Below are 13,508 nucleotides of genomic sequence, written 5' to 3'. Positions count from 1 at the left end.
TTCTCATGCGGGATCGCACAGCGAGCACCGGCGTAACGGGCGCCTCCTCACAGCACGTTGTGCGTTCCGTCGCAGAAGGGCGCGTTGCCGGTCTCCTTGCAGCCGCAGAGGAGGACCGTCTCCGTCCTGTCGGCGACGAACAGCAACGGCTCGATGCCGGTACCGGCGTGGGAATTGTCGCACAACGGCTGAGACTTGCTGCGCCCGCACCGGCACCACTTGTAGGAGCGCCCGGCCTCGACCTCGAGCTGATAGGGGCTGAGCTGCGCTGCGACCGCCTCGATGCTCATCGCTCTCTCCTCTTGCTCACGCGCCAGGCTCCACAGTGCCCGTCACAACAATTCGCGTAGGCGGAACGGCAGACCGCCCTTCGGCATCAGCGTCACGCTCGCGGCCACTTGCGGCGGCTCACGGCCGACGTACTCGGGATCGAAGCGGCGCAAGAGCATGCTGAGCGCCAGCATCGTTTCGACCTGGGATAGCTGTCCGCCGAGACAGAAGCGCTTGCCGGCGCCGAACGGCAGATAGCTGTATTTCACCCGCTTCTTGACACGTCCGGGGTCGAACCGCTCCGGCTGGAATGCCTCCGGGTCGTCCCAGTATTTCGGATCGTGGTGCACGACATAGGGGCAGAGCACGATCCTGTCGCCCGCCCTGATCTTATGGCCGGCGATCACGTCTTCGCCGGTCGCGGTGCGGATCAGGGCCCACGCCGGCGGGTAGAGACGCAAGGCCTCGAGCATCACCGAGCGCGTATAGCTCAGCCGCTCCACGTCGGCCGCAGTCGGCTCGCGGTCACCGTAGACCTCCCACCCCTCCCGGCGTATGCGCGCGGCCGCCTCGGGATGCCGCGAGAGCAGATAGAGCGTCCAGCCGAGCGTCAGCGCCGTCGTCTCAGTACCGGCCCAGAGGTACTGCTTGATCTCGTCCTCCACCTGCCGGTGATCCCACGCCGGCATCCCAGCATCGGCCTCGGCCGATAGCATCATGTTCAGCAGCGTGCGCTCGCGTCCCTGCCACGGCGCCGCCGAGATCACCGCTTCCGGCAGCGTGAGCCAGGCGCTGATGGCGCGCGCCGGTGGCTCCTCCTCGCTGACCTCCTGCAACCCCCCATTGACCTTCTTGAGACGGATCGAGCGGTGGTTGGAGGTGTTCGTGTAGGCCTTTACGGCGCCGAACACGGCGCTTGGGTTGAATGGCACCTCGCGATCGAAGAGCGCGCGGCAGATCATGTCGGCCGCCAGGCTCCAGGTCTGCTCCAGCATCTCGAAGGTTACGCCGCGGCGCGCCAGTCGCGACCATTCGTCGGTCTTCTTCTTCAGCGAGACCACCAGGTACGGGATGTACTCGGCATAGACCGCAGGGTGGAAGTAAGGCTGCTGCGGTTGACGAATCTTCTGCCACAGCGCGCCGTCGACCGTGATCATGGCCTGCCCGAAGATTGGCTTGAGACCATCGAAGTACTTCTCGTAGTTGTCGACGTTGTCGACCAGCACCCGGCGGAAGTGCTCGACCTCGCTCAGAATGAAGATGCGCTCCGATCGCAAGCTTATGGGAATGCACCCGCCATGGCGCCCTGCGAGGCGCATCAGCACCGCCATGGGGTCGTCGGCATTGATGAACGGAGAGATCTTGAACCAGATGCTCTGCTCTCCGCCCAGAGTTTGCGAATAGGCTTGCGCTTCGCTCGTCATGAATGGCTCCTTAAGAGGTGCAAAGCCCGTCGCGCCGGCCCTTGCGCTACATCGCACTCCGTCAACTTGCGCAGCATGAAGTCTTTGACGGGGGATAGGGAGTTGGCGATGCGCAACAAGGCGCTGCGGACGATGCGCGCCGGCATTCGGTTGTCCGTGTACAGTCCGACGATGGCGTTGGTTGCGAGATAGAGTGGGAGCGTCGCCCGACGGTGCATGCGGTCGTAGCTTTCGAGCACGGACGGCGCGCCGATATCACTACCGGCGCCGATGGCGTCGCCGACCTTGCGCGCCAGGGTTTCCGCCCCCTGCAGTCCGAAATTGAAGCCGTGCGCCGTCACCGGGTGCATGCCGACGGCGGCGTCGCCGACAAGTGCAAGCCGCCGGGCGCAGAAGCGGTCGGCATAGACGGCGACCAGCGGGTAGGCGTGGCGCTCGCCGTCGAGCTGCATGCTTCCCCAACGGCGGTCGAGGCGCTGCTCGATCGCGGCCGCGAAGGCTGATGCCGGCATCGACAAGCTGCGCGCCGCCGTGCTCGCCGGCTGGGTGAGGACGATCGACGACGTCTGCTCATTGAGGGGGAGCACCGCCAGCGTCTGATCGGTGTCGAACCACTCGTGCGCCGTGCCGTCATGCGGCTTCTCGTGCCGCAGGTGGCAGACGATGCAGAGGTGGCCGAAGTCGCGCATGTCGGCACCGATTCCGACCTTGCGCCGCAGCTCCGAAAAGCGGCTGTCGGCGGCAACAAGCAGCGGCGCCTCGAGCACTTTTCCCGAGGACAGGGCGAGCGAGGCGGTCCAGGCGCCAAGCTGCAGCTCGCCAGCCGTCTCGCCGGCGAGGAGCTCAACGCTCGCCCGTTGCCGCGCTGCGCGGTAGAGCTCACGACGCAAGACTTGGTTGCTGACGAGATAGCCCAGCGCCTCGCGCCCCGCTCCTTCGGGATCGAAGCACAGTAGGTGTGGTTGATCGGCATTCTTGACCCGGGCGCTTCTGATAGGAGCGATGTCCTTGGGAGAAAGCGCGCCCCAAACCCCGATCTCATCAAGAATGCGCACGGACCGGTGCGTCAGCGCAATGTCCCTGCCGTCGGGTGGAGGATGGGCGAGTGCATCCTCGCGCTGGCGGTCGACGACGGCGACCCTCAGGCCCAGATCGCCGGCAAGGCATGCGAGGCTCAAGCCTGCCGGCCCCCCGCCCGCGATCACCATGTCGTAGCTCGTGCTCAATCTCTGGCCCGGCGTCCGCGAATCCGACGCTGAGCTTGGATCAACGAGTGGGTTACCGCTTGATGCACCTCAAGCTTGAGCGTGCGAATTGCCGCGTATCCACGCCGAAGGCAACGCATTCGGAAGCGGGCAGAGGAAAGAGCGGCAGGATGAATTGGGCACCGTTGCATTGATCGGCGCGATGGGTTCTCGATGGGCGCTATCTTGCGTGTTGCTCGTGCCCCAGGTGCGCAAGCGGACGATCGCTGCCGCCGTCTTTTGCCGCATGCCTACTTGATGCACATCAAGTTTGGAAATGCGCCTCCCGGCAAATTCAAAATTCAAAGCCGAGTCAATCGGTGGGACGATTTCCCTGCAATGCGCGACCAAGAGCGCGCGGGCGGGGAAACAGGGAGGGACAAGGAAGATGCACCAAATCGTGCGCGCTGAAACGCTGCATGGGGCCCACCTGCACCACGAGCACCACTGGGAGTGGAGCTGGGCGCCGATGGCCATCTCGTTCGGCGTACTACTGCTGCTCCCGGTCGCCTTTGCGCTGAAGTTCGTCTACCAGCTGCAGCTCCCCGCCATCATCGCTGCCGGAGTAGGCACGCCCCTCGTGCTGGCGGGCATCTCCAAGTGGATCTACGAGGGCGCCACCCAGCACTCGGCTATCTCCAATGTCTCGCCGGTCGGCGTCGGCGTGTTCATCATCGGCGAGATCCTCATCTTCCTCGGTCTCTTCGCCAGCTACTGGACTCTGCGCCTTTCGGTCAGCGCGGAAGCGGTGTGGCCTCCCGCAGGCACGCCGCACCTCAACCTCGTGCTGCCGCTCGTCATGACGGCGATCCTCGTCGCTTCGAGCCTGACGTATCACGTCGCCGAGGAGCGTCTCGATCACGACCGCAAGGGCGCCTTCCTGTTTTGGCTCACCCTGTCGATCGCGCTCGGCGCCACGTTCCTCGCCTGCACCGCGTACGAGTACACGCACCTCTTCGAGGAGGGCTTCCTCCCCGCCACCAACCAGTTCTCGGCGGCGTTCTACTCGCTCACCGGCTTCCACGGCTCGCACGTGCTGGTTGGGCTGGCGAGCTTCGTTGCCATCTTCCTCGGCATGGTGTTCGGCCGCGTCCACCGCAATCTGGTCAAGGTGGCCGGCATCTACTGGCACTTCGTCGACATCGTATGGTTCTTCGTCGCGTCGCAGGTCTACTTCTGGTGATGTCGCGCGGACCTGGAAGACCCTCACGCAGAAGAGGCGCAGGCGCTCGCATGGTTGGGCGCCTCGCGCTGCTGGCCGTCGCGATGACGGCGAGCGCGGCGCAGGCGCAGTACTTTCGCCGTCCGGTGTCCGATCTCAATCCCAACATCATGGTGGTCGACGAGAAGGCGGTGCTCGGCGCCAAGATCAGGCCGCAAACGCTGCTTGTCGATCAGAGCGGCAAGGAGCTCCGCTGGGCGGACATGCTCGGCAAGCCGTTGATCCTCGTGCTCTCCTACTTCACGTGCGACGGCAGCTGCTCGATCATCAATGCCTCGCTGGCCGAGCTCATGAAGGACGTGCGCCTTCTCGCGCCAGGCGAGGACTTCCGCATCCTGACCCTGTCTTTCGACAAGCACGACACGCTGGCGACGACCGGGGCCTTCCGCAAGCATCTGGAGCTGACCGGTCCGCTCGCCGAGCATTGGACGTTCGCGACCTTCAAGTACGAAGACGAGCTCAAGAGCGAGACGGAGCGTATCGGCTTCAAATTCTTCTGGTCGCCCGAGGACCGCATGTTCCTGCATCCCGGCGCCTTTCTGTTCTTCTCGCCCGACGGCAGCCTCGTCCGTGTCCTCTACCAGGATGCGCTATCGGCGCGGGACATCGAGCTGGCCCTGCTCGACGCCCGGCAAGGGCAGTTCCGGCCCGGCGAGATCATCAATTTCGCCCTGAGCCTCTGCTACAGCTACAGCTACCACGACGGCAAATACGTGCTGAGCATTCCGCTTGTCGTCGGGCTCGGAGCATTGGGCCTCGGCGTTACGACGCTGTTCGGCGGGATGCTCGCCTACAAAATCTCCATACGGGTGAAACGCACAGGGAACCACAGCTATGCTGAGGCGGCTTGATTTCGTATTCGGCGCGCTCGGAGCGCTTCTGCTCACGGGCGGCACGGCATTGGCGGAGGAGGCCGCGAACGGCCACATCCGCAATCCGACCGAGGCATGGAATCACACCTGGGACGAGGTGCTCTGGGATCTGTGGATCATCGGCGGCATCTTCGCCGTCGTCGCCGTCTACCTTCTCATCCGCTATCGCGCGCGCAGCCCCGGGGCCGTCGGCACCGCGCTGCCGCTGAACCTCGATAAGGCGCTCGCCTGGTCGCTGGTGCCGGCCGCGCTCTTCATGGCCGACGACTTCCTGCTCGCCGCCAAAGGCTGGTCGCTGTGGAACATCCAGCGCGAGGTGCCGGCGGGGGCCATGGAGGTCAAGGTCACCGGCAACCAGTGGTTCTTCGAATACGACTACGGCGACGGGATCACCGACAGCGAGCTCGTCGTTCCCGTCGGCCAGCCGGTGGTGCTGCGCATGACCTCGAACGACGTCATCCACTCCTTCGGACTGACCGAGTACCGGCTGAAGGAGGACATCATGCCTGGCCGCATCACGCATCTGTGGTTCTACCCGGACAAACCGCTCGAGACATCGGTCGTGTGCGTGGAGTTCTGCGGCGATGCCCACTCGCAGATGAACAACTTGGTGAAGGCGATGCCCAAGGCCGAGTACGACACCTGGCTCGCCGCCAAGCTTGAGAAGAAAAAGAAGCGGACGGAGCGCAAGGCAGCCCCGCCGGCCGCCGAGCAACCGACGCCCTGAGCGTGAGGAGGGAATACTTCAATGACGACCGCAGCTGAGTTCGCCCGCGCGCCGGGCGGCTCCTTCATCCGCGAATGGATTTTCACTACCGACCACAAGCGCGTCGGCATCCTCTATCTCGTCGGCGCCATGGCGGCCTTTGCCGTCGCCGGCATCATGGCGCTCGGCATCCGCATCGAGCAGATGCAGCCGGGCGAGTCGGGTCTCATCAACTACTTCGTCGGCGATTTCGCCAGGCAGATGACGACGGGGACCGCCTACAACGTCGCCCTCTATTTCCACGGCGCGGCGATGATCCTCGCCTTCCTTATCCCGGCGCTCACCGGCTTTGCCGCCAATTATCTTGTGCCGATCATGATCGGCGCGCCCGATGTCGCCTTCCCGCGCATCAACGCGCTGTCGCTGTGGCTGTTCTGGGCCGGCATCGTTCTCGCCCTGCTCACGTTCCTCATTCCCGACAAGCCGGATATCATGTGGACCGGCTATCCGCCGTACTCGGTGACGACTTCGGCCAACACCGCCTTCTACGTCTTCACCGTGCACCTGATCGGCTTCTCCTCGATCCTCGGCGCGGTGAACTTCCTGGTGACGATCATCTATATGCGCGCGCCCGGCATGGGCTGGAACCAGATGAACATCTTTGTCTGGACCACCTTTGCCGCCTTCATGATCCAGATCGTCTTCGTGCCGGTGCTCGCCGCGGCGGTCACGCTTCTGCTGCTCGACAAGTACGTCGGTACCGGATTCTTCGACCCCTCGCGCGGCGGCGACGTGCTGCTCTATCAGAACCTGTTCTGGTTCTACTCGCACCCCGCCGTCTACGTGATCTTCCTGCCGGCCGTCGGCCTGCTATTCGACATCATCGCCACGCAGGCCAAGAACTACGTCTTCAACTACAAGGCTGCCGTCTACGGCGGCATCGTTGGCATCCTCGTCATCACCGGCGAGGTGTGGATCCACCACCTGTACATCGCCGGCATGCCCGACTGGCTGCGCATCGGCATGATGGTGTCGACGCTTCTCATCTCGGTTCCGGTCGGCCTGCTGCTGATCTCGCTTTGGGGGACAATGTACAAGGGCGCAATCTCCTACAACGTCTCGATGTGGTACGCCGTCGTCTGCCTGTTCCTCATCCTCGTCGGCGGCATGACCGGCATTCCGCTGGCAGTGACCTCCCTCACCGTGCACCTGTCGGAGACGAGCTTCGTGCACGCCCACTTCCACTTCATCATGGGCCTGATGGCCACGTTCGCGGTGTTCGCCGCCGTCTATCACTGGTTCCCCAAGATCACCGGGCGCTCGGCGGACAGCAAGGTGGCCAAGGTGGCCTTCTGGCTCAAGGTCGTCGGCACGCAGGTGACCTTCTGGCCGCTCTTCATCATCGGCGTTAGGGGCATGCCCAGACGTTACTGGGACTATCAGATGTTCCCCGAGTTCGAGCCCTATCACATGGTGGCGACGTTCGGCGCCGCGATGATCGGCGTTGGTGTTCTGCTCATGCTCTATGGCTGGGTTTACTCGGCGCTGCGCGGCCCTGTCGTCGGCACCAACCCGTGGGGCTCGAAGTCCCTGGAGTGGACGCACACCGAGAGCCCACCCGGTCCCGGCAATTTCCCGCGGCCCGTTCATCTCGACGCGAACTGGACGCCCTACAATTACAACTGAATGTCGCGGTCGAGCCGCAGGCCTAGCGCCTTCGGCTCGGCCGCTGCACTGCCAGAAGAAGGCTCAAAGGTCATGCCGTCTGACGCAAGACACAAATGGGAGGGACGCCGCCGGATCGCTCTCGCCGCGTTCCTCGCCCTCTCGGGGCTCATGTACGTGAGCATCATCTGGAAGATCATCAACTACGGCCCTTGAGCACGTAATGAGCCTGAATACAGCGCTGCCGCACATTCTCGCGGCGATAAACGTCTCAACGATCGCCGCGCTCATCGGCGGCTACTTCGCCATCCGCAGCGGAGACCGCGCGCTGCATCGACGGTTCATGCTGGCGGCCGTGACTCTCGGCGTCGCATTCCTGGCCCTTTACCTCGTCTACCACTTCGGCGCCGGGCTGGCGAAGTTCGGCGGCTATGGGATCATCCGGCCGATCTACTTCTCGATCCTGATCATCCATATTCTCGCGGCCGCAATCGCCACCCCGGTCGTGCCGCTGCTCGTCTTCCGCGCGCTGAGCGGGCGCGAGGACGCGCACCGTAGGCTGGCGGTGCCGGCCTGGGGCCTCTGGATGTTCGTCGCCATGTCGGGGATCGTCGTCTACATCATGACGATCCACCTCTGGCCGTATCAGGTGCCCGGCCAATGACGGACGTCGCCTTCGATGCCCATGACGGCATCGGCGCCGGTGGCACCGCCGATGTGCGGCGGAGGATGCGCGACGAGCTCAGGCAATGGGCGATCCTCGCCGTGGGTTCGCTCGCCATCGCCGGCGTCTTCGCCTTCATGCTCGCCGTGTCGCGCCTGCCGGGCATCGAGCGCGTGCTGCCGTGGCCCACGGGCTTCTTTGCCAAGGGCCTCGTCATCCACGTCGTGTTCTCGCTCGTCGTATGGTTCCTCACCACCTTCGCGCTCCTCGCCAGCATCGCCACTTTGAACGCAACCGAGGAGGGGCCCCGCCTCGCATCCCTGGGTGCGACCGGAGCCCACCTGGTAGCCCTCGCATTTCCGTTTCTGCTGGCGCCCGCCTTCTTCAACGACAGCGTCGCCTCGCTCAACAACTACGTTCCGGTCATCGTCCACCGCTCCTACTATCTCGGGCTGCTGCTGTTCGGACTGGGCATCGCACTCCCCGCCGTGCGACTGCTCGCCAACGTTGGCGCGCGGCGGCTCCAAGACTTTGGTCACCTTGCGCTCGCCATGAGCGCCGGCGCCGTCATCTACATCATCGCGCTCACCTGCATCGCGCTCGCGCTATCGCTATCGTGGGGTTCCGAACCAGGACGCACCTTCCACGAGCATCTTTTCTGGGGCGGCGGGCACGTGCTGCAGTTCCTCTACGCGCTGCTGATGCTGACGGGATGGTTCGTCCTGCTGCGCAGCTCACTCGGCGAAACGAGCTTTGATGCCGATGTCTTCCGCCTGGCCATCGTCTTGCTTGCCGCATTCACGCTGCCGGCGGTGTTCTTCTACAAGGTGTTCGAGCCATTCTCGCCGCTGCAGACCGAGGCCTTTCGCCGGCTTCAGTTCGTCGTGGCGCTTCCCTCGCTGATCATCGCCGTCGGCGGCCTCAGCGGCGTGCTCGCCGCGCGACGTCGCGGCCCGCTGCCCTGGCACGACCCCGGATTCCTCGCTCTCGTCCTGTCGCCGATCGTGTTCGGAGCCGGCGGCATCATGGGCCTCATGATCACCGGCTCGGACACACGCACGCCGGCCCACTACCACGGCACCATCGCCGGCGTGAACCTCGCCCTGATGGGCCTCTTCCTGGTTCATTGCCTGCCGGCACTCGGCCGCTCCGTGCCGCCAAGCCGTACGGTCCGCGCCCAGATCCTGCTGTTTGGCTTTGGCCAGCTCGTCGCCTGCCTGGGGCTGTTCTGGGCCGGCGGCTATGGTGCGCCGAGGAAGATGCCTGCCGGCGCGGCGCATCTCGTCGACGGCGCCGTCATAGGCATGTACCTGCACGGCGTCGGAGCCCTGTTCGCCGTCATCGGCGGCGTACTGTTCGTGAGCACGGTCGCACGGGCGCTCCTGCGGCAACAACCCGCGGCCCCCGGCATTAACTCTGCTGCCGGATCATTGACACAGATCAAAGGTCGCCGGGGAGGGCGCTAGCAAAGTGAGATGCGCGCCGCCCCTGGATCGTCGTCCGACCCTCACCGGTCAAGACCTAAAGACGGATATGCGAGGAAGATACTATTGCGATCGCTGCGCCGTGCGTGATCGCGCCTTGTGCAGCGATGTCACGGAGGCCGCCGCCCGCGAGTTGGGGCCGATCGCCCACCACAGGCGCATTCCCGCCGGTCAGGTCATTCAGAGCGAGCACCAGGGCTTCAGCTGGCTGGCCATTATCGTCTCGGGCGTCGTCAAGCTCGTCAAAGCGCAGAAGGACGGGCGGCTGCAGATCGTCGGCCTGCAGTATCCTGCCGATTTCGTCGGCCACCCCTATGGCGCCAAGAATACGCTCGTCGCCGAGGCCACGACGCAACTGGAGCTGTGCTGCTTCTCGCGCAGCGCCTTCGAGACCGTGATGCGCAATCACCCCTCTCTCGAGCAGGCGCTCTATCGGCGCGCGCTCGATGACCTAGAAACGGCACGCGAGTGGATGTTCCTGCTCGGCCGCAAATCCGCCCGCGAGAAGGTCGCGAGTCTATTGGTATCCATCGCCACACGCATCATGCGCCCCATTCCGGGCGTCGGCCCCGGGCTTTCACAGCGCTTCGAGCTGCCGCTATCGCGCAACGAGATCGCCGATGCGCTTGGATTGACCATCGAGACTGTGAGCCGCGAGATCCGCTACCTCAAGATGGCCGGCGTAATTGCCACCTCGGGGCGCCGCAGTGTGTCCGTACTCAAGCCCGATCTATTATGCACCCTCGCCGAAGGCGAGGACAGGTGATGTCCCTGCCGCCTCCGCTCACACGCCTTTGACCGCAGCGTGATCGGGCGCTTGATGTGGATCAAGCGCGCGCGCAGTGATCGGCCCAGAGTTCCTCCAGACAAGAAATGGGAGGAACCATGAAAAGCTGGAGCAAGCCGCAGGTCAGTGAGCAGGAAGTAGGGCTCGAGGTGACGAGCTACCTGCCGGCGGAATTCGGCGCCATCTGACTCCCTCCGCAACCCAGACATGCCAAGCGCAGTTGCGGCCCGCGATGGCCGCAAGGGTTGCCTTGGCGTGAAAATGGCGTGCACTCCATGATCATTCGCGTTCTCGGGTCCGGTGCCGGTGGTGGTTGTCCGCAATGGAACTGCAATTGCCGCAATTGCGCCTCCGTGCGCAGCGGCAAGCCAGGGTTTGTTGCGCGCACGCAATCCTCGCTCGCCGTGAGCGCCAACGGCGCCGATTGGGTCCTGCTCAATGCGTCTCCCGACCTCAGGCAACAGATCGAGGCGGCCCCGGTGTTTACGCCTGGCAACGGCGCCCTGCGAGCCAGCCCCATCAAGGCCGTCGTGCTCACCAACGGCGACGTCGATCACATCGCCGGGCTCATCAATCTGCGCGAGGCCCAGCCGTTCTCCGTCTACGCAACGCCGCGCGTCCTCGACGTGATCAAGTCCAACTCCGTCTTCGGCATCCTCGCCGCAGGGATCGTCGCGCGCATCCCGCTCGAGCTTGGCCTCAGCGTGCCGCTCGCCGGCGCCGGCACCGATCTTGGCCTCACCATCGAGGCCTTCGATGTGCCGGGCAAGATCGCGCTCTACCTCGAGGATGCCGCCGCGGGTCCCGGTTTCGGCACGCAACCGGGCGATACCATTGGTCTCAAGATCAGCGACGCGGCAACCGGCGAGAGCTTCTTCTACGTGCCCGGCTGCGCCGAGGTCGACCCCGCGCTGGAGCGGCGTCTCAAGGGCGCATCGCTGATCTTCTTCGATGGGACGCTCTATGCCGACGACGAGATGATCCATCAGGGTCTGCTCGACAAGTCGGGAGAGCGGATGGGGCACGTCTCGATCTCGGGGCCGCGGGGCTCGATCTCCGCCTTCGGCGACCTCGAGGTCGGACGCAAGATCTACGTGCACATCAACAACTCAAATCCGGTGCTGGACGCGAACTCTGCCGAACGCAGAGCCGTCGAGGCCGCCGGCTGGGAAATTGGCTACGACGGTATGGAGGTTCGCCTATGAATGAGTTCGTCAGAACGTTCGAGACACTCGAGCAGCCCTGGAGCCCGCAGGAGTTCGAGACCAAGATCCGCGCCGTGGGCGAGGAGCGTTACCACGACAAGCACGCGTTCCATAAGCTGTTGCACGGCGGCAAGCTGAACAAGGGCCAAGTCGCGGCTTGGGCCCTCAACCGTTACTGCTATCAGGAGGCGGTGCCGAGAAAGGACGCAGCCCTGATGAGCCGCGTATATGACCGCGAATTCCGCCGCGAGTGGATCCATCGCATTCACGATCATGACGGCATGCTCCCCGAGGAGCATGGCGGCATCGAGCGCTGGCTGAAGCTCACCGACTGCCTCGGGCTGGAGCGCGAATACGTGACGAGCATGCGCGGCGCCTTGCCCGCCACCCGCTTCGCGGTCGAATCTTACGTGCGCTTCGTCGTCGAGCAGCCGCTCGTCGTCGCCGTCGCCTCCTCGCTCACCGAGCTGTTCGCCCCGGCGATCCACCGCGAGCGCATCGCCGGCATGCTGGCCAACTACAATTTCGTCAACGACGACGTGATGGCCTACTTCAAGCGCCGTCTCACCCAGGCGCCGCGCGATGCGACGTTCGCGCTCGAGTTCGTCAAGACCAACGCCCGCACGCGCGACATGCAGGAGGCGTGCGTTGCCGCCGTACGCTTCAAGTGCGACGTGCTGTGGGCGCAGCTCGATGCGCTGCAGCTCGCCTACGTGAACGGGATGATTCCGCCCGGCGCCTATCGGCCCGAGTGAGCATTCCGCGATGACCGAGCTAAAGCCGCTCGATAGCCTCGAGGACGCGACGCCCGCCTGCACGCGGGCGCCGGTCGGCCTCCTGGCCGAGCTGACCTACCGCTGCCCGCTGCAGTGCCCCTACTGCTCCAACCCGCTCGATATGGAGCGCGGTAACGAGCTGTCGGCGGACGAGTGGCGGGACGTGCTGCGCCAGGCGGGCGAGCTCGGTGTACTGCAACTCCACCTTTCCGGCGGCGAGCCTACTCTTAGGTTGGATCTCGAGGATATCCTCGAGGGTGCCGTCGCCGCCGGTCTTTATACCAACCTCATCACCTCCGGCGTCACGTTGACCCGCGAGCGGCTGGAGCGCCTGGCGAAGCTGGGGCTCGATCATGTCCAGCTCTCCATCCAGGACGTCGACCCCGCCAACGCCCAGCGCATCTCGGCCTACAAGGGAGGCGCCGAGAAGAAGCGCGAAGTGGCGCGCTGGATCGGCGAGCTCGGGTTGCCGCTCACCCTCAACGTCGTCATCCATCGCCAGAACATCGACAACCTGCCGGCGATGATCGACTACGCGGTCGAGGTCGGCGCCGGGCGCATCGAGGTCGCGCATACGCAATACTATGCCTGGGCATTGAAGAACCGGGCAGCGCTCATACCGACGCGCGAGCAGTTCCTGAAGTCCGTCGACATCACCAACGCGGCCAAGGACCGCCTCAAGGGCATCCTCGTCTTCGACGTCGTCGCCCACGACCACTATGCGGTGCGCCCCAAGCCTTGCATGGGCGGCTGGGGCCGCAGCCTCATCGACATTACGCCGACGGGCAAGGTGCTGCCCTGCCACGCCTGCCAGTCGATCCCCGGCCTCGCCATCGACAGCGTGCGCGACAGGCCGCTGGCGGACATTTGGTTCAACGGCGAGGCGTTCCAGAAGTTTCGCGGCACGAGCTGGATGAAGGAGCCGTGCCGCTCGTGCGAACGCCGCGAGATCGATTGGGGCGGCTGCCGCTGCCAGGCGCTCACCATGACGGGAGACGCGGCGAACGCCGACCCTGCATGTGCCAAGTCGCCATGGCACGCGGAGTTTGCAGCTATCGCCGAGCGCGAATCCCACCAGCCCGCGCCGCCGTTCATCTACCGGCGCATGGGGGCGTCGCTGAATTGATCGCTAGCCCGCCCGCGGGCGGGCTAGCGCCTTGCCTCGTCATTACCTGCCCGCCGGCATGAA

General features: G+C 64.8%; 15 protein-coding genes. 12 read left to right on the top strand and 3 right to left on the bottom strand.

Annotation, left to right across the window (positions count from 1 at the left end; genetic code table 11):
• Window positions 1-47 precede the first annotated feature (47 nt).
• From F9K20_RS08185 to ubiM, 3 genes are read right to left on the bottom strand one after another with little or no spacing between them, the layout of a single operon-like run.
• Window positions 48-290: a CDGSH iron-sulfur domain-containing protein gene (locus tag F9K20_RS08185; protein WP_290999759.1), complete on the bottom strand. Its 243-nt coding sequence runs from the start codon at window positions 288-290 to the stop codon at window positions 48-50.
• A 42-nt stretch (window positions 291-332) separates the two neighbouring features.
• The gene (locus F9K20_RS08180; protein WP_290999756.1) at window positions 333-1,694 is read right to left on the bottom strand and encodes a cytochrome P450; all 1,362 of its coding nucleotides are present in this window, start codon (window positions 1,692-1,694) and stop codon (window positions 333-335) included.
• Window positions 1,691-2,920: a 5-demethoxyubiquinol-8 5-hydroxylase UbiM gene (ubiM, locus tag F9K20_RS08175; RefSeq protein WP_290999753.1), complete on the bottom strand. Its 1,230-nt coding sequence runs from the start codon at window positions 2,918-2,920 to the stop codon at window positions 1,691-1,693. The genes F9K20_RS08180 and ubiM overlap by 4 nt, the downstream gene beginning before the upstream one ends.
• Window positions 2,921-3,326: 406 nt before the next feature.
• On the opposite strand from ubiM, the gene F9K20_RS08170 reads away from it, so the two are divergent.
• From F9K20_RS08170 to pqqE, 12 genes are all read left to right on the top strand, one after another.
• Window positions 3,327-4,121: a heme-copper oxidase subunit III gene (locus F9K20_RS08170; RefSeq protein WP_290999750.1), complete on the top strand. Its 795-nt coding sequence runs from the start codon at window positions 3,327-3,329 to the stop codon at window positions 4,119-4,121.
• Between the two features lie 50 nt (window positions 4,122-4,171).
• Window positions 4,172-5,011, top strand: a complete 840-nt coding sequence (locus F9K20_RS08165) for an SCO family protein (RefSeq protein WP_290999747.1) — start codon at window positions 4,172-4,174, stop codon at window positions 5,009-5,011.
• Window positions 4,995-5,759, top strand: a complete 765-nt coding sequence (locus F9K20_RS08160; RefSeq protein ID WP_290999744.1) for a cytochrome c oxidase subunit II — start codon at window positions 4,995-4,997, stop codon at window positions 5,757-5,759. Before F9K20_RS08165 ends, F9K20_RS08160 begins: the two co-directional genes overlap by 17 nt.
• Before the next feature lie 21 nt (window positions 5,760-5,780).
• On the top strand, window positions 5,781-7,424 hold the full coding sequence (locus F9K20_RS08155; RefSeq protein WP_290999741.1) for a cbb3-type cytochrome c oxidase subunit I: 1,644 nt from the start codon (window positions 5,781-5,783) through the stop codon (window positions 7,422-7,424).
• 72 nt (window positions 7,425-7,496) lie between these two features.
• On the top strand, window positions 7,497-7,619 hold the full coding sequence (locus tag F9K20_RS08150; RefSeq protein ID WP_290999738.1) for a hypothetical protein: 123 nt from the start codon (window positions 7,497-7,499) through the stop codon (window positions 7,617-7,619).
• A gap of 7 nt (window positions 7,620-7,626) precedes the next feature.
• Window positions 7,627-8,067, top strand: a complete 441-nt coding sequence (locus F9K20_RS08145; protein WP_290999735.1) for a DUF420 domain-containing protein — start codon at window positions 7,627-7,629, stop codon at window positions 8,065-8,067.
• A complete protein-coding gene (locus tag F9K20_RS08140; protein ID WP_290999733.1) occupies window positions 8,064-9,533 on the top strand; it encodes a cbb3-type cytochrome c oxidase subunit I in 1,470 nt (489 codons plus the stop codon). Before F9K20_RS08145 ends, F9K20_RS08140 begins: the two co-directional genes overlap by 4 nt.
• A gap of 100 nt (window positions 9,534-9,633) precedes the next feature.
• Window positions 9,634-10,317 (top strand): Crp/Fnr family transcriptional regulator, encoded by a 684-nt coding sequence (locus F9K20_RS08135; RefSeq protein WP_290999731.1) that lies wholly within the window; start codon window positions 9,634-9,636, stop codon window positions 10,315-10,317.
• Window positions 10,318-10,436: 119 nt separating this feature from the next.
• Window positions 10,437-10,526: a pyrroloquinoline quinone precursor peptide PqqA gene (gene pqqA, locus F9K20_RS08130; protein ID WP_290999729.1), complete on the top strand. Its 90-nt coding sequence runs from the start codon at window positions 10,437-10,439 to the stop codon at window positions 10,524-10,526.
• 87 nt (window positions 10,527-10,613) lie between these two features.
• Window positions 10,614-11,543, top strand: a complete 930-nt coding sequence (pqqB, locus tag F9K20_RS08125) for a pyrroloquinoline quinone biosynthesis protein PqqB (RefSeq protein ID WP_290999727.1) — start codon at window positions 10,614-10,616, stop codon at window positions 11,541-11,543.
• Entirely contained in the window at window positions 11,540-12,298 is a 759-nt protein-coding gene (gene pqqC, locus F9K20_RS08120) for a pyrroloquinoline-quinone synthase PqqC (protein ID WP_290999725.1), read from the top strand. Before pqqB ends, pqqC begins: the two co-directional genes overlap by 4 nt.
• 10 nt (window positions 12,299-12,308) lie before the next feature.
• Window positions 12,309-13,445 (top strand): pyrroloquinoline quinone biosynthesis protein PqqE, encoded by a 1,137-nt coding sequence (gene pqqE, locus F9K20_RS08115; protein WP_290999722.1) that lies wholly within the window; start codon window positions 12,309-12,311, stop codon window positions 13,443-13,445.
• Window positions 13,446-13,508: the final 63 nt, after the last annotated feature.

This window comes from Hyphomicrobium sp. (assembly GCF_009026145.1).
Classification (GTDB): domain Bacteria; phylum Pseudomonadota; class Alphaproteobacteria; order Rhizobiales; family Hyphomicrobiaceae; genus Hyphomicrobium_A.
The sequence above is the reverse complement of the archived record's forward strand: the minus strand, read 5'-3'. Positions and strand labels throughout refer to the sequence as shown.

Bases quoted from the DNA above. Each gene is read 5' to 3' on its own strand.
- pqqE (WP_290999722.1), top strand. From the start codon at position 12,309: ATGACCGAGCTAAAGCCGCTCGATAGCCTCGAGGACGCGACGCCCGCC.
- F9K20_RS08170 (WP_290999750.1), top strand. From the start codon at position 3,327: ATGCACCAAATCGTGCGCGCTGAAACGCTGCATGGGGCCCACCTGCAC.
- F9K20_RS08165 (WP_290999747.1), top strand. From the start codon at position 4,172: ATGGTTGGGCGCCTCGCGCTGCTGGCCGTCGCGATGACGGCGAGCGCG.
- F9K20_RS08180 (WP_290999756.1), bottom strand. From the start codon at position 1,694: ATGACGAGCGAAGCGCAAGCCTATTCGCAAACTCTGGGCGGAGAGCAG.
- pqqA (WP_290999729.1), top strand. From the start codon at position 10,437: ATGAAAAGCTGGAGCAAGCCGCAGGTCAGTGAGCAGGAAGTAGGGCTC.
- F9K20_RS08150 (WP_290999738.1), top strand. From the start codon at position 7,497: ATGCCGTCTGACGCAAGACACAAATGGGAGGGACGCCGCCGGATCGCT.
- F9K20_RS08155 (WP_290999741.1), top strand. From the start codon at position 5,781: ATGACGACCGCAGCTGAGTTCGCCCGCGCGCCGGGCGGCTCCTTCATC.
- F9K20_RS08145 (WP_290999735.1), top strand. From the start codon at position 7,627: ATGAGCCTGAATACAGCGCTGCCGCACATTCTCGCGGCGATAAACGTC.
- F9K20_RS08160 (WP_290999744.1), top strand. From the start codon at position 4,995: ATGCTGAGGCGGCTTGATTTCGTATTCGGCGCGCTCGGAGCGCTTCTG.
- F9K20_RS08185 (WP_290999759.1), bottom strand. From the start codon at position 290: ATGAGCATCGAGGCGGTCGCAGCGCAGCTCAGCCCCTATCAGCTCGAG.
- pqqB (WP_290999727.1), top strand. From the start codon at position 10,614: ATGATCATTCGCGTTCTCGGGTCCGGTGCCGGTGGTGGTTGTCCGCAA.
- F9K20_RS08140 (WP_290999733.1), top strand. From the start codon at position 8,064: ATGACGGACGTCGCCTTCGATGCCCATGACGGCATCGGCGCCGGTGGC.
- pqqC (WP_290999725.1), top strand. From the start codon at position 11,540: ATGAATGAGTTCGTCAGAACGTTCGAGACACTCGAGCAGCCCTGGAGC.